This window comes from Tautonia marina (assembly GCF_009177065.1).
Taxonomy (GTDB): Bacteria; Planctomycetota; Planctomycetia; order Isosphaerales; family Isosphaeraceae; genus Tautonia; species Tautonia marina.
The window spans coordinates 105,189-129,325 of sequence record NZ_WEZF01000008.1; the positions used below are offsets into that span (position 1 = coordinate 105,189).

General features: G+C 62.0%; 12 protein-coding genes. 2 read left to right on the forward strand and 10 right to left on the reverse strand.

Going from position 1 to position 24,137, the window contains the following annotated elements; translation table 11 throughout:
- The first annotated feature begins 109 nt into the window (after positions 1 to 109).
- Entirely contained in the window at positions 110 to 3,160 is a 3,051-nt protein-coding gene (locus GA615_RS11585; protein ID WP_152051457.1) for a PQQ-dependent sugar dehydrogenase, read from the forward strand.
- A gap of 302 nt (positions 3,161 to 3,462) precedes the next feature.
- On the opposite strand, the gene GA615_RS11590 is transcribed toward GA615_RS11585, so the two are convergent.
- From GA615_RS11590 to GA615_RS11635, 10 genes are all read right to left on the reverse strand, one after another.
- Positions 3,463 to 3,765 carry a hypothetical protein gene (locus GA615_RS11590; protein ID WP_152051458.1) on the reverse strand — a complete coding sequence of 101 codons (303 nt, stop codon included), beginning with the start codon at positions 3,763 to 3,765 and terminating at the stop codon, positions 3,463 to 3,465.
- A 389-nt stretch (positions 3,766 to 4,154) separates the two neighbouring features.
- Positions 4,155 to 4,847, reverse strand: a complete 693-nt coding sequence (locus tag GA615_RS11595; protein ID WP_152051459.1) for an ABC transporter ATP-binding protein — start codon at positions 4,845 to 4,847, stop codon at positions 4,155 to 4,157.
- Positions 4,840 to 5,958 (reverse strand): ABC transporter permease, encoded by a 1,119-nt coding sequence (locus GA615_RS11600; RefSeq protein ID WP_152051460.1) that lies wholly within the window; start codon positions 5,956 to 5,958, stop codon positions 4,840 to 4,842. Before GA615_RS11600 ends, GA615_RS11595 begins: the two co-directional genes overlap by 8 nt.
- Positions 5,959 to 6,003: 45 nt before the next feature.
- Positions 6,004 to 6,849, reverse strand: a complete 846-nt coding sequence (locus GA615_RS11605; RefSeq protein ID WP_152051461.1) for a methyltransferase domain-containing protein — start codon at positions 6,847 to 6,849, stop codon at positions 6,004 to 6,006.
- A 46-nt stretch (positions 6,850 to 6,895) separates the two neighbouring features.
- Positions 6,896 to 7,717 carry a class I SAM-dependent methyltransferase gene (locus GA615_RS11610; RefSeq protein ID WP_152051462.1) on the reverse strand — a complete coding sequence of 274 codons (822 nt, stop codon included), beginning with the start codon at positions 7,715 to 7,717 and terminating at the stop codon, positions 6,896 to 6,898.
- 34 nt (positions 7,718 to 7,751) lie between these two features.
- On the reverse strand, positions 7,752 to 8,540 hold the full coding sequence (locus GA615_RS11615; protein ID WP_152051463.1) for an SDR family NAD(P)-dependent oxidoreductase: 789 nt from the start codon (positions 8,538 to 8,540) through the stop codon (positions 7,752 to 7,754).
- A complete protein-coding gene (locus GA615_RS11620; protein WP_152051464.1) occupies positions 8,537 to 9,391 on the reverse strand; it encodes an alpha/beta fold hydrolase in 855 nt (284 codons plus the stop codon). The genes GA615_RS11615 and GA615_RS11620 overlap by 4 nt, the downstream gene beginning before the upstream one ends.
- Positions 9,392 to 9,406: 15 nt before the next feature.
- Positions 9,407 to 9,679 carry an acyl carrier protein gene (locus tag GA615_RS11625; protein WP_152051465.1) on the reverse strand — a complete coding sequence of 91 codons (273 nt, stop codon included), beginning with the start codon at positions 9,677 to 9,679 and terminating at the stop codon, positions 9,407 to 9,409.
- On the reverse strand, positions 9,676 to 14,655 hold the full coding sequence (locus GA615_RS11630; protein WP_152051466.1) for a type I polyketide synthase: 4,980 nt from the start codon (positions 14,653 to 14,655) through the stop codon (positions 9,676 to 9,678). Before GA615_RS11630 ends, GA615_RS11625 begins: the two co-directional genes overlap by 4 nt.
- On the reverse strand, positions 14,652 to 22,307 hold the full coding sequence (locus tag GA615_RS11635; protein WP_235905358.1) for a type I polyketide synthase: 7,656 nt from the start codon (positions 22,305 to 22,307) through the stop codon (positions 14,652 to 14,654). The genes GA615_RS11630 and GA615_RS11635 overlap by 4 nt, the downstream gene beginning before the upstream one ends.
- A gap of 767 nt (positions 22,308 to 23,074) precedes the next feature.
- Here GA615_RS11635 and GA615_RS11640 point away from each other — a divergent pair.
- Positions 23,075 to 23,983, forward strand: a complete 909-nt coding sequence (locus tag GA615_RS11640) for a hypothetical protein (RefSeq protein WP_152051468.1) — start codon at positions 23,075 to 23,077, stop codon at positions 23,981 to 23,983.
- The last annotated feature ends 154 nt before the right edge of the window (positions 23,984 to 24,137 follow it).

A 24,137-nucleotide genomic window follows, 5' to 3' on the forward strand; every position in this document is an offset into this window, starting at 1 on the left:
CCGCCTCGTACGATTGAGGGCCTGTCCTCGCCCCGATCATCATCCTCCCAATCGGTCGTCGATCGTTCCCGAGACACCGGGAATCCAGAGGCCGAGCGAGACCAGCCCCATGCGACGATGGACCTGGCCGATTGGAATCGTCCCCCTCTGGTTTGCGCTCGGTTTGCTCGGAGCGGGGGACGCGCCTCAAGCTCAAAACGAACCTGCCGGCAAGATCGAGAACGCCCCTCGGACGGCTCCGATCGACGAGCCTCCCGGAGACCGGGTTCCGTGGACGACCTCCCGCATGGTCGGGTCGCCCGATCCCCCGCGACCGTACGTGGTGGATGTGGCCTTTCCGCACCTGGTCTTCGATCGGCCGGTCGAGCTGGTCGTCGTGCCGGGGACCGATCGCCTGGCCATCGCAGAGCTGGGAGGCAAGATCCTGACCTTCCCGGACGACCCGGCGAAGGCGGTCGAAACTGCCTTGATGTTCGATCTGAAACCACGTCATCCGAGGTTCACGAACCTCTACGGCCTGGCTTTTCACCCGAAGTTCGAACAGAACGGCCGCCTGTTCGTCTGCTACACAATCGGCCACGGTGAGGAGGACGGCACCCGCGTCTCCGAGTTCCGGGTCAACCCAAACGATCCCTTTCGCATCGATCCGACGAGTGAGCGCATTCTCATCACCTGGTATTCGGGAGGCCACAACGGCGGCTCGCTGAAGTTCAGCCCGGTCGACGGTTACCTGTACATCTCCAGCGGAGACGGGGCGGCGCCGAGTCCTCCCGATCCGTTCCAGGCGGGGCAGGACATGACAACCCTGCTGTCAAAAGTCTTGCGGATTGACGTGGATGCTCAGGACCCGGGGCTCGCCTATCGGATCCCTCCGGACAATCCGTTCGTGGACCTGCCCGGCGCCCGGCCGGAGATCTGGGCCTATGGCTTCCGGAATCCCTGGCGGATGAGTTTTGACCGCGAGGGGGGCGACCTCTGGCTCGGTGACGTGGGCTGGGAACTGTGGGAACTGGTCCACCGGATCGAGCGGGGGGGCAACTATGGCTGGAGCGTGATGGAAGGCCGTCAGGCCGTGCTGCCCGACGCGCCGAGAGGCCCGACCCCGATCTCTCCTCCGGTCGTCGATCACCCGCACTCCGAGGCGGCGTCGGTCACCGGCGGATTTGTTTACCGAGGGGATCGCCTGGCCAAGCTTCGGGGGGCGTACATCTACGGCGACTTCCAGACCGGCACCCTCTGGGGTCTTCGCGTCGATGGCGGGGTCGTGACCTGGCACGAGGTCCTGGCCGAGACACCGTTGCGGCTTGTTGCCTTCGGCGAGGACCGATCGGGGGAGCTTTACCTGCTCGATTACGAGCAGACGAACCGCATCTACCGCCTCGTCCCGAACCCCGACGCCACCGCGCCGAACGTGCAATTCCCCCGGCGATTGAGCGACACCGGGCTGTTTACCTCGGTCGCCGATCTGGAACCGGCCCCCGGCGTGCTTCGCTACCGGATCAATGCCCCAGGCTGGAGCGATGGGCTCGACGCCGACCGCCTGATGGCCGTTCCCAACCTCGACCGCATCTCCTGGACCCGAGACGGCCTGTGGGCGTATCCCGACGGCTCGGTCTTCGCCCGGACGGTCCTGTTCGACGGGGAGACGGACTCTGGACTCGCCAAAGCCCCGGCAAGGCGCCTGGAAACCCAGGTGCTTCACCTCGAAGAGGGGCGCTGGCGGGCCTATTCCTACCAATGGAACGCGGAACAGACCGATGCCACCCTTGTCGAGCCCGAGGGGGCAACGGTGGCGATCCCGCTCGACGACTCCCGGACGATCACCCACCGGATCGCCCCGAGGTCGGAATGCCTGCTCTGCCATAATCCCTGGGCTGGCGAGGGGCTTCTGTTCGGTCGACAATCGGCCACCCCCTTGACGGCCAACACGCTGCAACTGAACACGATCGGTTCCGACGAGGGCCAGACCAGGGAGCAGCTTCGCGCGTTCGAACAGCTTGGCCTGTTTCACGAACCGCTCCCCGAACCTCCCGAAGCACTCCCGAGACTGGCCAACCCGTACGACGAGACGCATGACCTCGACACTCGGGCGCGCTCGTACCTTCAGGTCAATTGCGCCCATTGCCACCGCTTCGGAGCCGGGGGATCGGCCAATCTGAATCTGGTCTTCGATCGTTCGCTTGCAGAGACGGGGCTGCTCGGGATGACGCCGGTGCAGGGGACCTTCGGCCTCGACGACGCCCGAATTCTGGCGCCGGGCGACCCGTTCGGGTCGATCGTGCTGTTCCGCATGGCCAAGCTGGGAGCGGGGCGGATGCCCCGTGTTGGGTCGTCGGAGGTGGACGTCCAGGCACTCGACCTGATGCACCGCTGGATCGCCGGCCTGAACGACGAGGGCCAGGTCAACGCTCCCGCCGATCCCTTCCGCACCCTTTCCGCCGAGGTGACCGAGGCCATCGCCATCCTTGGCCAGGCCGAAGGAACCAACCCCGAGGCCCGAGCCGCCGCCTTCGAGCAAGCCACCGGGAGCATTCGCGGAGCCCTGGCACTGCTTCGGCGGATTGACGAGGGAGCGATCGCTCCTCCGGTCGTCGAGGAACTGGTGGCGATGGCCCATCATTCCCCCTCGGCCGAGGTCCGCGACCTGTTCGAGCGGTTCATCCCCGCCTCGGAGCGATTGGAGCGGCTCGGGGAGTCGTTCGATACGAACGCCCTGCTGGCCCTGACCGGCGACGCCGATCGCGGCCGTCTCCTGTTCGTCGAAGGAAACGTCGCCCAGTGCCGAACCTGCCACCGGATCGGCGGCGAGGGCACAGTGGTCGGCCCCGATCTCGATGGCATCGGCGCCAAGTATTCGCGTCCGGAACTGTTGCACCACATCGTGCAACCCTCCGTGACGATCGACCCGCCCTATGTCAGTTACCTGCTAGAAACGACCGCCGGGTTGCTGCAGACGGGCATGCTCGTCGAGAACACCCGCCTCGGCGTGGTGTTGAAAGATGCCCAGGGCAAGACGGTTCGGGTCGATGCCGCCGAGGTGGAGGCGCTGAACGCGGTCCCACAGTCGCTGATGCCCGAGGGACTGCTGGCCCCGCTCACCCCTCAGCAAGCCGCCGACCTGCTGGCCTTCCTCGCCGAGCAAACGCGCCCGGCTCCCTGACACGCGGACGAGGGCCGGGGCGAGCAACTCAGCCGATCCAGCGCTCAATCCCGCATCGCATGTGCCAACGGGAAAGGCCCCGAGGACCGCACTTGCTTCCCGAGCGCGGTCCGAGGTCGCAGGTCCACTCAAAACGACCCGTCCAAAGGATTGTGTCCGGCGTGTTCGACCCGAGAGGAAGGAGCTTGAGGCGGGCGAGCAAGGCGAGGCAAACGAGCAAGGCAAGGCAAGGCAAAGGCAGGGCTGTCGCAGTGGCAAGGGCTTCGGAGTCAGGCCGATCGAATCGGCACCGACTCCGGGCGTCAGGCGACGCCAACCCCATGACAGTGCGAGGGATCGGCCGAGGGATACATCACGTCCGAATCGCTGTCGTCAAGCAAGCCGCCCACCTGGACTTCCAGTTGGTCGAACCAGTGGAGCAGCTGAGCGTTGGCTTCGGACTCGAACACCTGCCGGACCTCGCCGATCTGGTCGAGCAAGGACAGGACTTCGCACCGGTCTTGCGGTGCCTCGTCTCGCAAGACCCGATACGCCTGGGAAGCGAGCTTCCGTAATGCGGCTGCGGGGGCATCAGCCTCGTTTTTGAAAGAAGATTGTTTTGGCATGGGAACAGTCCTTCACACGATTCAGCCTTGCCGACACCACCCGACATGGGGCAAGCCGCTTGGCTCGAAACAAGAGACACTCCAACGGGCCGTCAGGTTCTCAGACGCGTTTCGAAACGGCTGAGGTCGATCACCCTCAGTGTATACGCTCGGCACGGGTGAATCTTTTGGAGCTTTTTACGTCGGTGCGAAGAATTTGTTCGATCGCACCGTTCAAAAAGCCCCTCATTGAAAAAATTACGACGCCAGGCGCTCAGAACGAACGCAGTTCCTTGAAGGTGTCTTCCTCGTCACTCGCAATCAGACGAGCGCCGGCGACACGTTCCCGACGAACTTCTTCGAAGGGGGGGGAACCGGCTCGTCTCGCGTGACCGGAATCGGCCATCCGATCAGGATTCGACGATCTGTCCGTCTCTCATCCGAACTTCACGATCGGCCGCGGCGGCGACCTCGGGACTATGCGTCACGATCAGGAGGGTAATCGACCGCTCGGCCCGGAGTCTTGCCAGCAGGTCGAGGATTTCTTGCTGAGATCGTGAGTCGAGGTTCCCGGTCGGCTCGTCGGCCAGGAGGAGAGCGGGCTCGTTCGCCAGGGCTCGGGCGATCGCCACCCGTTGCCGTTCTCCGATGGAAAGACTTCGGGGCAGATGCCCCATCCGATGCGGCAAGCCCACCTCGTCCAGGAGCTTGCGAGCCACTTCGGGGCGCTGGGAGCGGGGGCGGCCCCCAGGGAACATGGGCACCTGCACGTTTTCCAGGGCCGTTAGGGTCGAGATCAGATGAAACGCCTGGAAGACGAAGCCGACCTCGCACGCCCGATACCGATCGAGGTCGATCCCCGAAAGAGGGGTCCCCTTGTAATAGACCGTGCCCGAAGTTGGCCGATCGAGCCCACCAAGCACATGCAGCAAGGTGCTCTTGCCGCATCCCGAAGGCCCGGTGATCGCCACGAACTCTCCCGATCCCACCGCAACCGAGACCCCTCGAAGCGCCTGGACGTCACCATCGGGGTAGGTCTTGACCAAGGAATCGCCCCGGAGCAAGGGGGGGACAGTCTGGCCGTTCGAATCGTGCTCAGTCATGGCGAAGCGCCTCGGTCGGTTCCAGCCGAGAAGCCCGGACAGCCGGATAGAGGCCGCCGAGCAAGGTCAATCCGATGCCGAGCGCCACGCCGATCCCCAGGATCATTGGCGACAGGTTCGGCTCGATGAAGCCCCGGGACGTGGGCGAAAGCACCAGGGCCCTGGCTCCCGCAATCGCAAGGACGGTTCCCCCCATCACCCCGAGCAGGCCAAGCCCCGCCGCTTCTCCCATCAGGAGCAGAATGATCCGGCTCCGTCGCCAGCCCAGGGCCCGCAAAAGGCCGATCTCTCCCGTGCGCTCGGTGACGGCCATCGCCATCGTGTTCAACAGGCCAATCGACCCGAGCACCAGGGCGATGATGGTCGTGGCGCTGGCCATCGCTCGGGCAAGCCGGAGTTGTAGATTCCCCTGCACGTAGTCTCGGGCCGGGATCGCCGCCACGCCAGGCACCCGGCGCTCGACCTCACGGCCCAGGGCACGTGGGTCGGTCTTGGGGTCGGCCACAATGACAAACCCCGTCACCTGGCCTTCACGCCCCATCATGCGCTGAAGCTCGGGCAAGGGCATGACCAGACCACCCGACTCGAACAAACTATCGCTTTCGTAAATCCCGATCACCTGAAACGTTTCTCCGGCGATGTCGACCGAGTCTCCCACGCCTTTGCTCAGGTTCAAGGCCAGGACCCGACCGAGGAGAACCTGCCGACCATCGGACGGATCGAGCGGCCGCCCTTCGAGAATCCTCAGACCCTCGATCAGTAATCCGCCCGGCTCCCAGCCGTTGGCCAGGACGCTGACGAGATTCGCCTCTTCGAAGGAGACAGCGTCCATAAGCGAGGGAGCCACCGAGGCCACGCCGGGGATCTTGCGGATCTCCTGCTGCAGTGTCTGGTCCAGGTTGCTCGAAAGTTGATCGCTGATCCCGGCGCGGACGACGATCAGGTCGATTTCTCGCGCTCGATAAATCGCCAGGAACGACTGCTCAAACCCCCACGAAATGCCCGTCAGCAGCATCACCGCCGAAACCGCGACCGCCAGGCCGAGGACCGTCAAGACCGTCCGGGCCGGGCGGCCTCGCAAGTTGCGGACAATCAACCGCAAGTATCCCATCGACGAGCCCTCACACCACGATGTCGGATGGCCTCGTTCCCCGAATCATTCGGGCGCACGACCGACGAACACATAACCAACCCCTCGCCAGATGCGCTCGAACTGACAATCGGTCAGGACGCGGCGGGCAATCGCCTCGACGTCGAGTTCCCGGTGCCGCTCGACCATCTCGGTGAATTCATCTCCGAGGTTCATGAAACGAGAAACCAACCAACGCTCCACGCCCGCCAGACCGATCTTGCGGAACGGAAGATAATCGGTCAGGTCGGGCACCTCGTCGGAAACGACGATCAAGCCCCCCGGCTTCACGGCCCGAACCATTTCCCGGAGGGCCTGTTCGGGATCGTTAAAATAGTTGAACGCCCCGATGCTTAACGCGGCGTCAAACTGATTGTCCCGGACAGGCAGATCCTCGGCTTCTCCCAAAACGAGGGTGACATCGCGTCCGACCGCGTTCTTCTTCAGGCAAGCGTCAAGCTGGACGTCCGAGACGTCGACTCCGACAACCGACCAGCTTTCGGGGAGCCAGGGGAGATAGACACCGTCTCCGATCGCAATATCGAGAAGTTTGAGATTCTCTCCCTGAGGCAAGTGCTTCAACACGCGAGAACGCGCCCGTCGTTCCCCACCAAGATTGATAAACGTGAACCACTCCCAGAAGCGGAACTTGGGCCAGAGTGGACTGTTGTAAAACGACTGAGCGACCTCGTTATTGGCCGTGACCGATTCCCTGACCACCACGATCCCGTCTCGGATCGGATACTGATGTCCACAGGAGGGGCAGACGATCGGGCCACCGTCTCCGGGATCGGTGGCGTCGGCCCCACAGGAAACGCATCGCCACACGTGCGCATGCCAATCGGTTTTTGGACTGGAAACCACGGTCGACATCACTCTCTCCCCCCCCTCGTCAAAGCCGATCACGCCGGGCCGATCGTCACCCTCGATGAACAAAGCAGTACCCCAGGCCACCCCAGATCCGATGCCGTTCGACTCCCGGAAGCGCGGCCTCGGCGATTGAGCCAAGGTCCTGAGGAAGCGAAAAAACCATGTCGATAAAGGCATCCTCCAGCCCGAGCCACCGAAGCCACGCCGCATCGATTCGAGGAATCCCGATCAGGTGCCCAATGCCAAACCGGCAGAGCCAGGGGACCTCGTCGGCCACCACCACCGGCCCACCAGGTTTGGTCACTCGGCGCATTTCTCGGAGCGCGGCGGCATGGTCGCTGAACATGGTAAAGCCTCCCACGCAAAGAGTCGCATCAACGCTTGCATCGACGATCGGCAATGCCTCGGCCTCGGCCAGGACGAGTCGACCCGACATGTTCGGGAACCTTCGGAGGCAGGCCTCCAGCCGGGACTTCGTATGATCGACCCCCAGGACCTCCCAGGTGTTCGGAAGCAATTTCAGGTTGTCGCCGTCGCCGATTCCGACCTCCAGAAGGCGAATCGAGGCATCATGCGGCAGGTGCGCAATGATCGGTTTACGGGCCCGATGGTTTCCCCCTTGCAAACCGAGGAAAGCCCGTTCCCACGGGCGAAATCGTTGCCAGCCTTGCCCTCCGTAAAAGGCTTCCGTAATCGCATTTCGTCCCGACAGTGGTCCAATGGCCTCGATCAGCCCTTCCCGTTCCGGAAACGAACGCCCACACGTCGGGCAGGATTCCCGACTGTTGAGCGGCGATCGACACTCAAGACAGCGCAGCAATCCCGCCAGGCTCGACACCGAGTTGGAGGATGGCGGAGACGCATGCAACATGAAACAGCACTCGCTTCCGAGAGTCTTGATCGGCTCAGAACTCAACCGTCAACGCTTCGGGACCAGCACGATCCATCATCCAGTCGTAAACCCGACCGGGCATTCGTCGAAGGAACCCCATGCCCAGCGCGGTCCCGAACGGGAACACCGCATCACGAGGCCTCCGTTCGATCGCCCGAACGAGATAGGCTGCCGCCTGCTCAGGCTCCATCATCCGGATCGGGCGGCGAAACGGTGTTCCCTCTGTCATCGCCGTGCGGACGAAGCCTGGATAGACCGTGGTGATGGTCACTCCTCGACGTTTCAAGGCAGGCCGGAGTCCTTCAAGATAGGTCGTCAGCGCAGCTTTCGAAGCCGAGTATGCCGCCATCCAGGGCATACCGCGGTAGCCGGCAACGCTGGAAATTCCGACCAAATGCCCACGTTTTCGTGCGATCATACCAGGAAGAACCGCGTCAATTGCATGAGCAACCCCCACCACGTTGACATCCAGCATGGTCCGCAAAGCCTCGGGCTGAAGGTCGGGCAGTAAGGTCAGCCCCCCAACGCCCGCGCAGGCGACCAGCACGTCGGGCGGCCCAACTTTGGAATCGAGTTCCGCCGTTGCCGCGCGGACCGAAGCCAAATCAGTGACGTCGGCACATCGAACCGCATGATGGCACCCGGACGAATCGAGCCGCTCGGCCACCTCTCGGAGACCTTCTGCGTCCCGATCGATCAAACCCAGACGATATCCCCGCGCAGCAAGTGCCAACGCCGTCGCTCGGCCGATTCCTCGGCCCGCTCCCGTGAGATAGATCGTCTCGGCCAGGCGATGGCTCATTGAGCGTCTCCCATCGCCCGGGCGGAATCGACCGACTCCAGAAAGCTCGTCAAGGCCGCCAGAAACGCCTCGGGGTTCTCTTCCGGTGCCCGATGCCGCGCGCCGGGTACGAGAGCCCGCCGACAGTCGGGTAAGTGCTCCACCAGATAATCGGCCGTTGCCAGAAACGGAGAGGCTTCCCCATACAGCGCGAGCACCGGAACATGAATCGAACCGATCCGGTCAACGGTCAATCCTGCCTCCACCTTCGTATCCTCGCCACAGGTCGTTTGACAAAGGCGAAGCAAACGTTCCGTTCCTGGCAAGCCGACAGCCCGACGGAACTTCAGCATGTCATCGTCACTCAAATGCAAAACTTGATCAAAAAATTGACCGAGATCGTACCAATGTTCATCAGAAAGAATGACTCCCGCATCTTCCGCCTCGCGACGAAAATTTTGCCAGTGGCCCCAGCGGCTCACGTCTTCCAGATGACGCAGAGCCGGAAAATACGGGTCGGACAGGACCACGGCCTCCACTCGATCTGGCGCAAGTACGGCCGTATGGGCGGCGATGACCGCTCCGAAGCTATGCCCCACGATCCGGGCACGATCGGCCCCGATCTCATCCATCAGCGCGAGGACATCGGCCGCATGATCGGCCGATGTGTACCCCGAGGGTGTGACCTCGCTGTAGCCATGCCCTCTCAGGTCAAAGGCGGTGACGCGATAATCGGCGGCAAGCGCCTGCATGGCCCGGCAAAGGAACCAGATCGAAAGATCACCCGTGACCCCGTGAATCAGAATCACATCAGGCCCTTCACCGGCCTGCTGAACGTGAAGCCTGAGCCCATTGACCGCTCGGTGTGGCATCGGATCGGACTCCGCTCAATCGTGGAGGTATCGGGCCAGGAACGCGGCAAGTTCACCCATCGACAGATCGCGATTCTCGCGTCGGCCAAGCTCGGCCATCAATTCTCCGAACGGAAGTGGTCGGCCATAGTGTGCCTGGAGTGTTTCCCCGAGAACCACCGCGTCGATCGACGCGAGGCCGAGGTCGGCGAAAAACCGAGTTTCGGAACCAATGGGATCGGAGTATTCTCGTCCCTGGAAATCTGAGAGGACACGAGCCAGATCATCAAGGATCTCGGATTCATTCATCGGCGACACTCCGCCCTGGAAAACCATGCGATGGCATAATTATCTCGAATTGCCGTTCCGACCCTGAACGGTTCGTCTGCGAGGTCCGGTCGAAGCTCTGCCAGGTCGGTATTGAGACGCACGGTGATCCAACCGTTTTGGGCATCTACCGCCACCACCTCGGCACTTGAGGGGCCGGCAACCATTCCTCGCCCCGTCACCTTGCCCACGGCTTCCTTCGCGCACCAGAACCGAGCGATCCAGGCCGAACGGCCGTCTCGACCGATCTGGTCGAGCAGCCTTCGTTCCTGGTCGGTGAAGGCCAGCTCCTCGAACGACGCCGATCGGGGGACAACCCGCTCCACATCGATGCCGACGATCGCGTGAGGCGACCGGTTTGCCAGGGCCACGGCAACTCCCTGAGTGTGAGCGATGGAAAGCGCCGGGAGGTCGCCATGATCGGGCGTTCTTCGCGAACGAATCCACGGCCGCCCATAACTGTCAGGCTCAATCGTCAGATCCGCCGGGTATTCTGGGGGGCGTCCGTCGCGGAGCCAGAGCCGACGCACAGTCTCCTTCGCCGCGATCCGTCCCCAGAGTCGCAAGGTCCGACGCTCTTCGGGTCCGGACGGCTGGAGGCATCCCGCTCGTTCCTCGGGAGACAGCTGCACATATTCCAGGACGTCTCGCCAGATGGGCTTGCCCATGTCCTCGGGTGGCTGCAGCCAGACGGCAACGCTGTCGGACCCCAACTCAGGTAACTCGAGGGCCTCGCCGAGGAGTTCACGATCGGGTTGGCGGAAGACATCGCGATAGCGCGGCGGCCAGTAGAACCGCCAATCTTCCCAGTCATCAAGCTGCATCCAGACTCGCCCATCGGGCAGAAGGATCTCAGCATCAACCATCACCCGGAGTCGATCGATCTCTTTGACCGCGATTCGGCAAACCAGGTCGGTTCCCTCGACTGGATCATGACCAAAAATGCGAAGTGAGCCGAGCCGGAGAGGAAAGATCACATCTCCTTCCGGCAGCTGATCAAGGCCCCAGCAGCCCAGCAAATGAGTAAACGCGTCCAGGACAATGGGGTTCGTCAAGGGAGGTGGTGCCGTGGGATCTTCTTGAATGGCTCGGAGCGGGAGTACACGTAAGACCCCTTCGATCCCTTGATTCGAAGCGTCTCCTATCCCGACGACGGCCTGGAGCGCCGGTCCGTGAAACAGCCATTGCTCCGAATAAATCGACTCGGCCGTGAATCGAGTCGGGGTGGCATGTTCCCCCAGGTCGAACGGACGAGGGGGAGGAGGATCAGATCGTCGTGCTCCAAAATCCAGAAGGGCCTCGACTTCCGGTCGATCAAGATCTCGAGCAGGCCCATCAACAGGTCCTCGATCAAAGAGGGCCGCATGAAACGAATTGAGCGTGTTGGGGATTTTCGAAATTCGAATTTCAAGCCGGATCGGCACCTCTTCATAGCGAATCCAGCGCCGAGCCCGAACGTCTCTCAAACCAATCAGGACGCCGTTACCAGCATGATTCGCTGCGGCGTGAGCGAGCATTTCCGCCATGATGGTGAAGGGTAAGACCGGCAGTCCCTTCATCCCAGGATCGACCGCCGAGATGCGCCGACCTCCAAACGTATGATGCTCGGCCACAGGATCCTTCATCGCATCGAGCACGCGCCATTCGACCCACTCGGCACGCTCTCCGGATGGTTCGATTATCCCGTTTCTGGAAACGGGGACACCGTTTGCCGTCGTTATGGGGAGACCACCCCTCTCGTTCTGCTCCGTGGTTCGTGGGGATTCATCCCCGTCGGCCTGATGTGCAGCACGGTCTACCTGAACCGCACCGTTCTCAAGCAGATCCACCTCTCCCCGCAGCGGAGGCAACATTTCAGAATTCAGAGCACAGGAAAGTACGCGTTTTTGAGTTTCCAGAAAGGAGTTCATTGTGCGAAAGTATGACCGAATCGCGTCATCGTCACACAAATGCCCATCGACGTCACCCGATTGATGCGAGAACGGAGTGGGCTCACTCATCTCGAACATAAGGCGATTCGAGAGATCTGAGAAATCCGAGAGATTTGAGAGGGGTAGCTCGATCTCTTTCGGCTCCTGTTGCCCACGGAGCGCCGAAGCCAACTCGTCCGAAAGTTGCATTTCAGGGAAGCCGAGGCGAAGCGCCACCCTCGGTGCCGGAGTCTGGACCTCCTGATCGAGATCAACGTGCTGTGGTCGCCGGCGCGACGTGAGGACCTTCGGGTCGATGGAGACCCCTTGCGCAAAGAGTGACGCGACCAGATGATTCAACTGGGTGATTCCGGATCGCCTCGGAACATTCGCCGCCACCGCGAACGATGGACGACCGCGAAGCGTATCCTCGACAAAGGCCGCAAGATTTCCGCGCCCTCCGACATCAACAAAGAGTCGAAGGCCATCGGCATACATGGTTTCGACCGTCTGGCGAAACTCGACGGGTTTGGTCCATTGAGCAATCGCAAGGTGACGAGCCTTCTGGACCGAGTCAGGAAAACGACCAGCAACGCAACAGGAATAAACCGGCACCTCGGGGGATCGCATGGGGATCGATTCAAAAAATGCTCGAATTGGCGCAAGAGCGGCGGAAAAGACTTCGGTATGATATGCCCTGGTGAAGGGAAGCTCCTCACAACCGATCCCCTCGGCTTTCAACCGATCTGCCATCGTACGAGCAACCTGTGGCGCACCGACAAGCAGCACTTGATGTGGGCAATTATCGACGGCAATCGCCATTGGGATCGCATTTTCCTTCACGATCCGTTCGATGCGCTCTCGATGCGTTGCCACACCGATCATTCGAGCCTCTGGAATCACTCCAGACCGCTCAAGCTCAGAGAAAACCGATGCAAGATCGTTAAATCGTCCTTCGAGTTGATCGTCGTCTGCAATGACTCCCGCGGCCACAAGCGCAGGGAACTCTCCGCTACTGTGTCCGCACAGAGCATCAGGTCGTAACCCGAGCCGAAGCAAGAGTTGATAGATCGCCCACTGTGCGGCAAGCACGATATGGACGGCAGTGGAGGTTTCCCAGAGCCCTGCATCATCCTGGCGGTCCTGGCGGAAGAGTCGGCCGCTCGGCGGTTCGATCGAGCCCGAATCGTGTGCCATCCGATCAATTCGATCGAACGGAATCCGGACTTCAGGGAAGTGCATACAGAGATCCGCAAGCATGCCGGGATATTGCGACCCTTCTCCAGGAAAGAGAAACGCCAGCCCCCCCTCTCGGCCAAGAGGCCGCTCCCAGTAGTAGGCTCCTTTCGTGTCTCGAATGGACTCCCGATTCGGATCGGAGAGACGCTCACCGATTGATTCAAGCCGATCAATCAATGCGTCAACATTCTCGACAACCATTCCCAGTCGGCTGGCGTGTCCTGAATGCACCGCCTCGGCATTCAAGGTTGCGGCCAGGTCTTTCAAGTCCCAATCTGAACGACGACGCAACTGACGAGCCAGGGTACGAACCCGATCCACCATTGCATTCCGGTTCGGCTCGGCAATCAAAATCGTTTCATCGGGCCAGCGAAGCAGGGCACCCGGCACCTGATGATCCGAAGACGGATGTGCTTCCAGAACGGCATGACCATTGATCCCCGCAAACCCGAATGCGTTCACTCCCGCTCGTCGAGGCGTCTTGCCTCCTTGTATCCACGGGCGACTTGTGGGGTTCCGTTCGAACCGATCTTCTGCCTTCCGCAGCAATGCGTGAGGTTCACCCACATCAGGGCTGGCAGGGAGCACGCGATGGTGCAGCGCGAGGGCCGCCTTGATGACTCCGGCCATGCCTGCGGCCGGCATTGGGTGCCCAATCAGGGCAGAGGCAGCGCCGAGGACCCGAGTCGTTCCGGATTCCGTCGGGGGAAATACGGCGTACAGAGCCTTCAGTTCCGCGCGATCGGCTGCCGGGACTCCGAGCCCATGCCCCTCGATCAGTTCGACCGATGCGGGTTCGACACTCGATTGGCGATACGCGCGACGGATCGCCCGAACGTGCCCCTTCGCGTCCGGCGAGGCCAGGCCTCGGCCACGCCCGTCACTCGACAGGCCAACACCTTTGAGGACGGCATAAATCCGATCTCGGTTTCGCTCAGCATCGCGCAAACGCTTGAGCACCAGAACCCCGACACCTTCACCCGGTACGAGACCATCGGCATCCTCGGCAAACGGTCGCGATTCTCCCGATCGGGAAAGCACACCGAGTTGCGAGAAGACCATCGGAAAGTCCACATCCGCTTCGATGTACACTCCCCCCACGATAACCAGATCGGCCCGTTTCGACCTCAGGGCATTCGCTCCTAGATCAAGTGCGACCAGCGCAGAGGCACTGGCTGCATCGACCACGTAGCTCGCGCCGGTCAATCCCAGTCGATGACTCACGCGCCCCGCAGTCGCATTGGTGATCTGACCAGGGATCGTCGCCGACTCGAAGGGTGGGAGGGTCCGCTTCAGCTCAGACCGAACGGCATCCCGATCCGCGTCCGACCACTCGGGATGCAGAGCATTCAGAATCGCCAGCGTTTGAGCCAACACTCGCCCGTGCTGTAATCGGGTCAGATTTCCTCGATTGAAATAATTCCCTCGACCAATCACCACCTCGACTCGTCGACCATCCTGAACTCCCTCCGGATAGCCGGCATCGGATAACGCTGATCGAGCGGCATCGAGGACGAGGAACTGCTCGGGTTCCCCCCCCTCCAACGTTCTCGGCATCACCCCGAGCGAACCCGGATCCATCAGGATCGGCTCATCCAGGTATCCTCCCCGGCGCCCCTTCACTCGATCACTTGCAGAAGATTCAGGATCGTAAAAGGTGTTTGCATCCCAGCGATGAGAGGGAACCTCGGAGATGGACGTCCGCCCCTCCAGAACATTCTGCCAGAACTGGAACAGATTCGTGGCTCCCGCGAATCGACAGGCCATGCCCACGATCGCCACATCGAGCGGTCGAGATCTCCGACTCATCGACCTGCTCCCAGTCGCAGCCAGTCGGGGCGATCGACGGGAGCATCGAGTCCGCCGAGGTCTGAAGCCAGAATGACCTCCACCTCTCCTTTACGGCCAAAGAGAAGCTCATCCAGGAGCGCCTTGCATCCAACTTCTGGATCGATCATGCCCAGTCCCCGACGGCCGAGATGCTCCTGGAGTTCAGAGACCATTCCGACTCCGGCCCAAGGCCCCCAGTTGATTGAGACGACCCGCCCCGGCCATTGGCGATCGAGCCAGAGCGCGAGCTTGTTCAAGACTTCATTTGCTGCGGCGTAGTCGGACTGACCTTGATTGCCAAACCGGCCCGCAACCGAGGAAAAGAGCGCCGAGAAGCGGAGCGATTCTCCCTGGAGCAATCGGGCGAGGTTCAACGCGCCATCGATCTTGGTTCCGAGGACACGATCAAACGAATCGGGAGTTTTGTCACGAAGCAACTTGTCATGGATCACACCGGCTCCATGAATGAATCCGACCGGATCTCCGAATCTCCGCTTCCAACCATGAAGCACTTGCTGCAATGCCTCGGCATTGCGCACATCCACCTGGGCATACTCCACGGCAGCTCCCTCGGCCCGAATGCGGTCGATGGTGGAGCGAATCTCACGGGCACGCAAGACTGACCGATACGATTGCTCCAGGTCCGACGGACCAATCGAGCGGCCGCCTCGCCGCGCCTGCTCGAGCAGGATGGCTTTCAAGGCAGCCGCAGAGTCGATCCCCACGGTTTCCTGCGATTCTCGCTCCGCGGGTATCGGGCTCGTCCCAACGAGCAGGAGGGTTGGTTTCCAGGCCCTCGCCAGTTCGACGGCGACCGCGGAGGTGATTCCACGAGCACCCCCTGTGATCAAAATCGGCTCGCCTTTGTGAATTTGAAAGGCTGGATCGTCATTGGAGAGTTCTCGTTCCACGGCACGAAGCCGAACACGACGACCATCCCGATAGCCGACTTCAGGCCATCCATCGTCATGCAATGCTTCGAACATCAGGTGATTGGCGAGAATGGTCGGATTCTCCGTCGGGTCCAGATCGACGACTCTTGACCGGACCGCCGGCCACTCCCGACTCAACGTTTTCACCAGACCCGCAATGCCACCCTGGCCCGGAACGAACTGACCTGGAAGAGGTTCCAGGGAACCAAACGAGCCTCCCATGGCGGTTGCCGCGATGAGGCACGATCCCCCCTGTCGCGCCGAACGCTCCAGATCGTCCGCCGCTGCACGAGCAAGCAAAAACAAGGCCCGAATACTCGCCCCCAACCGAGACGACCCTACGGCAGGATCGCCATGATCCAGAGCTGAATCACCAATCGGTTGCACATGAATGATCCCTGTGATGTGACCTCCTGCGCGAGCTTCAGCGTACCGCTCCTCCACCGCCGTTGCGGACGAGAGATCGGCCCAGTCGGTCCCAACCAGCTCCACCTTGAACCTCTGGGATCTGAACTGATTTGCAAGAGATTGTGCCACTCCTCGCCCGTCATCGGTGATGAGGAGCGTTCCTCCCTCCACGAGCGACGATTCTTCAGCCTCAGCAGAAGCTTCGACGGACTCCAACAGCATCCGTCGCAAGGGTGTTCCGCCCGATGGTGTCTCACGACTCACAATTGCCTGGTCCGAATCTCCAACTGGTCTGGAGGCAGGAGATTGGTCCCTCTCTTCTCGCAGCTCAGCACCCGATCGAGGTTTCCCATTGCGGCGGCTGGAGTCAGCGTGCGACTCATGGTTCCCCTCGACCGTTGGGCGTTGCTCGTGAGCTTCCGCCAGCGCCTCTTCGACTCGATCGACGATCTCTCCCAGTGTTTTTGCTCGTGCGAGCCCATCCATCAAACCAGAGGCGACGAGCGATCGAAGCCCTTCGATCGAGTCGCGCAGCGTTCCCAGAATTTCCACACGTTTGATGGAGTCGATCCCAAGATCCGCCTCCAGATCAAGGCTCATCCCGAGCATTTCCACCGGATAACCTGTACGGTCCTGAACGATCTCAATCAGTCGCTGGGCCACCGAACCTTCGGTCGGCGAAGCAGGGAACTCATTTGGTGTCTCATGGTTCTTCGGAAGCTCGTCGGGGGAGTGAGCCGCCATGACCGGTGACACCGGCTTCGCCTCGGCTCCTCGACGAGTCGCTGGGAGGGAATCCTCGGTCGAAGGACGAATCAGCCGCGTCGGTTGTTCGTCCAGGAGTGATTCCTGAAAATCACCCGTGATCGTCGAATCATACGAGGGACGGTTGGAATGATCCGTACCCCGCGACTCCCGATTCTGCGTACTCTCAGTCGAGTATGGTTCTTCACCGGAAGCGAGGCGATTCTCCCTGGCAGACCGTCCCGTCAGATAGGTCTGCATGGTCGCTTGTTGGACCTGAAGGAAAAGACGCATCGTCTCCTGAAATGATTCCATGATCCGTGCGGAGCTTGAGCAATTCAACGTGTTCTGAGCACCGTCGCTTGCGCGGGCTGCGTTGCTTGCCAAGGTGGAGGCAATCGCCCTGGAAGATTCCCCCTCAACGATGCTGGCCTTGGGTGGGCTCACTCGGGAAGAACCATTCGAACTTTCATGAGTGCGCAAGTTGAATCGTTCTCCCCCAAGTCCTTCCCCGGTCGGATGTCCGTTGCGAACCGGAGCGACGGGATGGCTGGGCATCGGGTGGTGCGACACGGTCATGCCCCCCTTCGATTCGAGATCACGGGATGGTTCCGACACCGGGCTCATTGCGCGTTGTTTCAAGTGTTCGGGAGCCATACCCAGACGTTCCGGTTCCGGACCTTTGATCGGTCGCGCGCGGCTTCCATTCACCAGCCAGGTCGAGGCCGACACGGCTTCGACCTGATCGGACAGACGACCGAGTTGCAGGGCACGGGCTCCCCGACGACGGGTCAACCGCTCCAATCCGTCCATCTCGACTCCGGCAACGAGCAACCTCCCCAGAGTCTTCAACAGAGTTGGAATTCCCGGATTCCCCGGAACATCGCAGGAAACCGCCAGGTGAGGGCGATCTCCGAGAATCGACTTCACCAGGGGAGTCAGAATCGATCCGGGCCCACACTCGATGAAGACCCGAGCCCCGTCCTGGCTCATCGACTCGATCATGGTCGAGAACAAGACCGGCGAGGCGAGATGATCCCCGAGACGCTGGGCAATTGCCGCGGGATCGTCCGGAGAGACCCGAGCATCCAAATTGGAATAGACGGGAATCGCTGCCGACGAGGTCAACAGACTGCGTGAGCGTTCGGCCATGGGATCACGAGCCGCCGCAACCCGGGGCGAGTGGAAGGCAGCACCAACCGGAAGGTCGAACGTCCGGACACCCCGCGACCGAGCCCGATCAATCGCGCGGTTCACGGCATCGCGGCCTCCGGCAATCACGGATTGCCTCGGTCCGTTCCGGTTGGCAAGCACCACGTCGTCAAGTCCGTCGATCAGAGCGGTGGCCTGATCGGCATCACACGCCAGGGCAGCCATCACGCCCCGATCAGCTCCGGCCGCTTCGATCATCAAGCGCCCTCGGGCCTCGGAAAGCTCGGCCAGGGCGTTGGCATCAATCACCCCGCTCGCATGCAAGGCAACCAGCTCGCCGTAACTGTGCCCCGCAACCAGATCGGGGCGAATTCCCAGGGCTTCGAGGCAGCGGAGCATTCCGACCGACGCCGCACCCACGGCCGGTTGAGCCACGTCGGTCGCCGTAAGAGCCAGTCGGGCCCGTTCGCGATCGGCGTCTTCCAGGGTCGGCGGAGGGAACACCTTCGGACCAATCGGCGATCGCCCTGAGGCGACCAGGGCTGCATCAAAGGATTCGTAACCGCTCCGAACTTCATCAAAGGCAATCGCCAGATCAAGCAGCATGTCCAGGCGTTGCGCTCCCTGGCCTGGAAAGAGAAAGGCGACCTTCGCTCCCAGGAACGGCGGTCGTTCCTCGAACGCGATTCCCCGAGGGTCGTGAAAGGATGCGTCTCCCCGGTCAATGGCCTCGCGAGCGACGGTCAGAAACGATCGCAACTGCTCGATCGAGGTCGCCGTCATTGCCAGCGTCGGTCGGGGTCGATCGGAGGGAGGAAACGATCGAATCAGCGTATGAGCAAGATCTCGAAGAGAAGGAGAGGCCCCCTGATCGAGTTGGAGAGCAAGCTGATCGATTGACGCGAGCAAGTGCTCTCGGTTCTCCGATCGCCAGACGAACAATTCTGCAGGCCAGTCGTGCAGCGGATCGGGCCGGGGGGCGGGGTCGGCCTCGTAGGCTTCAAGCACCGCGTGAAAATTGGTGCCGCCAAAGCCAAACGCACTGACACCGGCCCGCCTCGGATGCTGAGGGTCGGAATGCAGCCAGGGACGAACGGCCGAGGACACGCGAAGGGGGCCGTCTCGCAAATCGGCCGCGGGATTCAGTCGTTCAATCCCGATCGTCGGCGGAAGGATCTTGTGGTACAAGGTCAGCGATGCGTTGATCAATCCAGCCAGACCCGCCGCGCATTTCGTATGGCCAATCATCGACTTGACCGATCCCACGGCAATGGATGCAGGGGCCGCGCCGTCCCGGCGAAGGAACTGGGACAGCGCATTGACCTCGACCACATCTCCCACGGCCGTGCCGGTCCCATGAGCCTCGACGTATCCGACACTCCTCGGAGCCACGCCCGCCTTGGCATACGCTCTCGCCAGGGCTCGGGCCTGACCGTCGCCGTTGGGAGCCGTCAGACCGCGGGCTCGGCCGTCACTGGAACTGCCAAGCCCCTTGATCACGGCATAAATCCGGTCACCATCGCGCTCGGCGTCGGCAAGTCGTTTGAGCACGACCACACCGACCCCCTCACTGATCACAATTCCATCGGCCGAAGCGTCGAACGGCCGGCTGCGTCCTCGGGGCGAGAATGCTTGTGTTTTACTGAACGCGAGGTAGGTGAACGGATTTTGAACCGTATCCGCTCCTCCCAGAATCACCATGTCGGCCGCGTGTGTTTCCAGCTCTCGAACGGCAAGGCTCGCTGCGGCCAGCGAGGAACCGCAAGCGGCATCGACGGTGTAATTCGCTCCTCCCAGGTCGAAGCGATTCGCCACGCGACCGGCCGTCACATTCAAGAGAAAGCCCGGAAAGGCGTCTTCCGTCCACTCGGGCAAGTAGTGTTCAGCCTGTTCGCGGACAGCTCGACCGGCCTCGGGAGCGATCGATTCAAGCATCGGCAAATACGACCGAAACGCATATCCCATTGCGAGCTGGGCTGCACCTCCTCCCATCCCGAGAACAACCGCGGTGCGATCTTTGGGAAACGGCCGATCCGAGTAGCCCGCATCATCCAGCGCCGCGCGAACCGTTTCCAGCACAAGCAACTGAGCCGGTTCGATCGAGGGAAGACTTGTCGGCGGCATCCCATATCGCAAGGGGTCGAAGGGGATGTCGGGCAAAAATCCGCCCCACCTGGAGATGATCTTGTCGGGGGCTTTTCCATCAGGATCGTAGTAGGGTCGCCAATCCCAGTGATCGGAAGGAACTTCGACAATCGCATCCACCCCATGCAGGGTGTTGTTCCAGAATGCTTGCAGATTCCTGGCGCCCGGCATGATCGCCGCCATGCCAACAATTGCCACGTCCGAGGGAGTCGCCGCCGGCGCTTTGGCCTCCGGTTCGACGATGGGGCGATCGAGCCGCGCTGTGCTTTGCACACATAACTGATCGTGTAATTCGGCAATCGTGGTAACCCGATCGCGCAAGGTGGCAACCTGGCCGATCATGTAAAGGCCACGGGCGTACTGCTCGGCCTCGCTGAGCGGTTCGAGCGGGGCTCTCGCACCTGGGCCCCGATCGACCCCTTTGCTCGCCACTCGCAAGCGGCCGACGTTCAATTCTTCCAGCGTGGCCTGAATCACCTCGGCCGAGGTCCCCGCGGCGATCAAGCGTTTCCGCTCACTCGCAAACTGTTCCGTGAACGGAGACGGAACCGCGCGGACCTCGTGGCCGGGGCCCGTCGGCAGCAAGACGGTCGATTGGCAACGCACCGCCTCGGCCTGAAACCTCGGCGCAATCGCTCCGGTTTCAACCGCCTCTTGCGTGAACAGGTAGGCGGTCCCCACCAGTACGCCGATCTTCGCCCCTCGATGGGCAAGAGGACCCGACAGGGCCGCCACGCCCGCGGCGGATCGGGCGTCGTGAATCCCTCCCGCGAACAACAGCTGCAGTTCACTCGGCTCCTTGATCCAACCCTGTTCAATTCCCTCTTGAACGATCGTGACCGCCTGTTGCCATAACACGAGGCTCGACCTCGGCCCCACGTGTCCACCACATTCGCGGCCTTCCAGCACGAACCGACGGGCCCCGTCGCGGAGATACTGACCGAGCAATCCCGGCGACGGCGCATGCAAGAACGTCTGAATCCCAATCTGTTCCAGCTCCTCCGCCTGGTCCGGTCTCCCGCCAGCAATCAAGGCAAAAGGGGGCCGAACCTGCCGAATCGCCTCGATCTGCTCAGCACGCAAGGCGGGGTCGACAAAGCCTAGCAGGCCAACCCCCCAGGGTTTGCCCTCCAGCCGTCGGGCCGTTTCGATCAGCAATTCGGCCGATGCCGGTCCACGAAGCATCGCCAGGGCAAGCATGGGAAGAGCGCCGTCCCGGGCCACCGCCTCGGCAAAGCGGGCCGAGTCACTGACTCGGGTCATCGGCCCCTGAACGATCGGGAAGCGCGTGCCCAGCGACTGCGCCATCGGCGATTCGGGCGAGAGGGGCCGGGCGGTCGCGGCCGCCGCCAAGCCGTCCTCAATCGCTTGCGAAACGGCCTGGACAATCCCGCCCACTGTCACCCAACGGTGTGCCAGGGCCGAGGCGAAGGCACCATCCTGGCCGATTGGCCTCGCCTGCCCGCGCGACCAGCCAATCTCATCGCGGATCGCCTGAAGCCAGCGCGCTCCGCCTTCCTCGGCCGCTTCCTTCAAGCGAGCCACGGCAGGACTTCCGGGAAGGGAATCGATCCGAACCATTGGACCATCGTCGGGTCCAATGGCCAGGGTCTCGCCGCCATCGAGCCGGGCGATCCGAGCACGATCCGAGTCCTCAAGCGGTGCCTCTCGGGCCAGCAATACCGCGCCGTCGAGCACCACCCCCGAGGCACCAGATCCCACGCAAGCCGCGGCCGAATCCCTTCCAATCCCTCCCCGAACCCAGCAGGGAGTCTCGCCGTCGGACAGCACCCCTTGAAGCAAGATCAACGAGGAGTCGGTACCGCAACGACCACCGGCTTCGAGCCCCGAAACAATCAGCCCCTCCACCCCGGCATTTCGCGCTGCCCGCGCAGATTCGCGGTCCACCACCTCGGCCATCGCCACCCGACCCGACTGCCGGATCGTGCGGACGACCTCATCCCAGGGAGTCGACCGATCCCCCACGCAAATCACCACTTCAAGCCGCTCGGGCCACGTCTCCGGCGCGAGGTTCTGAGCCTCGATGCGTGCCGCGAAGGGCCGGTCAATCCACCGTTGAACCCGATCCAGCGCCGACCGACAGGCCAGAAAGCCGAGCCGGTCGAGGTCGAGCGCACCCAGCGCCCCCGAACGCCCCGCAGCGATCAGAGCTCCTTCCCATCCCGGCTCGTTCGGAATCAAGACAAGGATGCGATGCAGACAACGCTGACTCGAAGCGGTATTCCTCACAGCTCGGATTCCTCCAGAAATCTCCTGCGCACCACTCCGACCGCCTCGGCCACTCGAAGACAGTTCTGTCCGAGGTTGTTGCCTGTCGTCCCGAGCCTTCGATTCAACCCAATTCCTCATGGTCGACATTTGCGGCAACACTCATTTGCTGAAAATGTTCGAGCGAACGCGATGGGTTCTCTCATGGGTGGATTGCCGACGGCGCGGTACGACACGCTGATCCTTCGATCTCCCGAAACTCTCGGCGGGGCATCATCGTCCCTCGATTGGCCACCCATCCTTGACTTTAGGGCAACGTGATCCCAGACATCGCGGTAAAATAACTTTACCCGATACTCAAGCTAGGAAAAATGCAATGGCTGGGAAAAACAGAGAATGTGCGGCTTCGGCCGAAAGTTCTCCATTTTCGTGAACGACAACTCATGTGGAAAATGCGTAAGATGACCTGCCGAACGTGGGACGCGAATGGGTTGCCAAACGCGCTCTTTTGCCTCACAACAGGGCCGATCTTCCTCCGCAATCCCTGATGCCATCAAGAGATGCAATCCGAGACTCTGTTTCATTCACTCCCCCGGCCGTCTCTCGCTGCTTCGGATTTCTGGTTCAATCGGGCCAGAATTCTGGCGAATGGGCCTGACGTGTTGCATCGTGAGGAATTGCCAATTCCATACGCCGTGATGACGGGGCGATTCAAGCCAGAGTAAGCGTCGCGTGCATTGGTCGCAACGACCGGCGGATGTTCCCAGAGGATGAGGACCTGAGGAATTATGGTGCGTCATGTGGTCCGGATCACCTGTCTGGCAATGCTCTCGCTGCCGATTGCCTGCGGTAGCGGCGATGCGGCACCTCGGTTGCCGGTCGAGCCGTTGGCGTTGCCTGAGCTGGTCCACCTGGAACCTGGGGCGGAGGTCGGACAGGGGCCACCGGGAGGCTGGACGCATCGGGTCGTCCGGTCGGTCCCTCGGCTGGTCTCGGGCGATCTTGAGGCGCTTCCCGAGTCGGCCAGTGCGACGGCCACTCGATTCCGGACCGTCATCACGGCAGAGGTCGAACCGCCGGGGCCTCGGGGCCGGTCGGCTCGTTTGATCCGCGTGGGGGTCGGAAACGCGGTGCCGGTCGGTGATCGGGAACTGGTCATCACGCGACTCGGTCCTCGCGAGGCCTTCGAGACCCTTGGAGTCGTTGATCGGGTCGTTCTCATCGCGGCCGAAGCCAAATTGAACCGAGGGCGGCTGATCGCCCGATCGCCAACATTCGCGCTCTTTCAGACCCCGACAGTGCTGGTGGTCGAGGGCCGGCACCGTGAGGTGGACCTGCATTATGCCTTGCTCGTGGACCCTGCGTCTGGAGCCTTGACGACCCTTTGCTGGCCGAAGTTCGGGGAGAACCCGTCACCACCTGATGCAATCCTCCGGCTGGCTCCCGAATTAAGCTTCGATGCCCAGCTCGATGCCCAGATCACCCGGCGGATCGGCCCGGCTCCGGTGTCCTGGTCCTTTGCGATGACTGGGCCTCCTCCCGGCGATCGGATCCCCCTGAGCGACGCCGAAGCCTCGGCTCTGGTGACGCTCAAGGCCGTCGATCGGCTGGAACCCCTGCTGCGATCGCTGGCCGAGAAACCCTCCAGCGCTTCCCAAGCACCCGCTCACGAGCATGGACCAGTCCGCCGCAAGTAAAGTTTGCCCGGATGGCCCGCGATTTGCCTGAGCAGAGGTGACTCAGTCCTCGCCTCGGAACCGGGAAGGTCCTGGTTTCCTCCCCGGCGAAGACCTCCTTGAAATCGTTGCTGCCCAACGGTTTCGTCATTTCTCAGCAAGACGGAGTGTTCAC

Excerpts from the sequence above, each read along its gene's own strand:
- GA615_RS11605 (WP_152051461.1), bottom strand. The coding sequence starts at position 6,849 with ATGTCGACCGTGGTTTCCAGTCCAAAAACCGATTGGCATGCGCACGTG.
- GA615_RS11615 (WP_152051463.1), bottom strand. The coding sequence starts at position 8,540 with ATGAGCCATCGCCTGGCCGAGACGATCTATCTCACGGGAGCGGGCCGA.
- GA615_RS11625 (WP_152051465.1), bottom strand. The coding sequence starts at position 9,679 with ATGAATGAATCCGAGATCCTTGATGATCTGGCTCGTGTCCTCTCAGAT.
- GA615_RS11585 (WP_152051457.1), top strand. The coding sequence starts at position 110 with ATGCGACGATGGACCTGGCCGATTGGAATCGTCCCCCTCTGGTTTGCG.
- GA615_RS11610 (WP_152051462.1), bottom strand. The coding sequence starts at position 7,717 with ATGTTGCATGCGTCTCCGCCATCCTCCAACTCGGTGTCGAGCCTGGCG.
- GA615_RS11595 (WP_152051459.1), bottom strand. The coding sequence starts at position 4,847 with ATGACTGAGCACGATTCGAACGGCCAGACTGTCCCCCCCTTGCTCCGG.
- GA615_RS11620 (WP_152051464.1), bottom strand. The coding sequence starts at position 9,391 with ATGCCACACCGAGCGGTCAATGGGCTCAGGCTTCACGTTCAGCAGGCC.
- GA615_RS11630 (WP_152051466.1), bottom strand. The coding sequence starts at position 14,655 with ATGAGTCGGAGATCTCGACCGCTCGATGTGGCGATCGTGGGCATGGCC.
- GA615_RS11590 (WP_152051458.1), bottom strand. The coding sequence starts at position 3,765 with ATGCCAAAACAATCTTCTTTCAAAAACGAGGCTGATGCCCCCGCAGCC.
- GA615_RS11600 (WP_152051460.1), bottom strand. The coding sequence starts at position 5,958 with ATGGGATACTTGCGGTTGATTGTCCGCAACTTGCGAGGCCGCCCGGCC.
- GA615_RS11640 (WP_152051468.1), top strand. The coding sequence starts at position 23,075 with ATGGTGCGTCATGTGGTCCGGATCACCTGTCTGGCAATGCTCTCGCTG.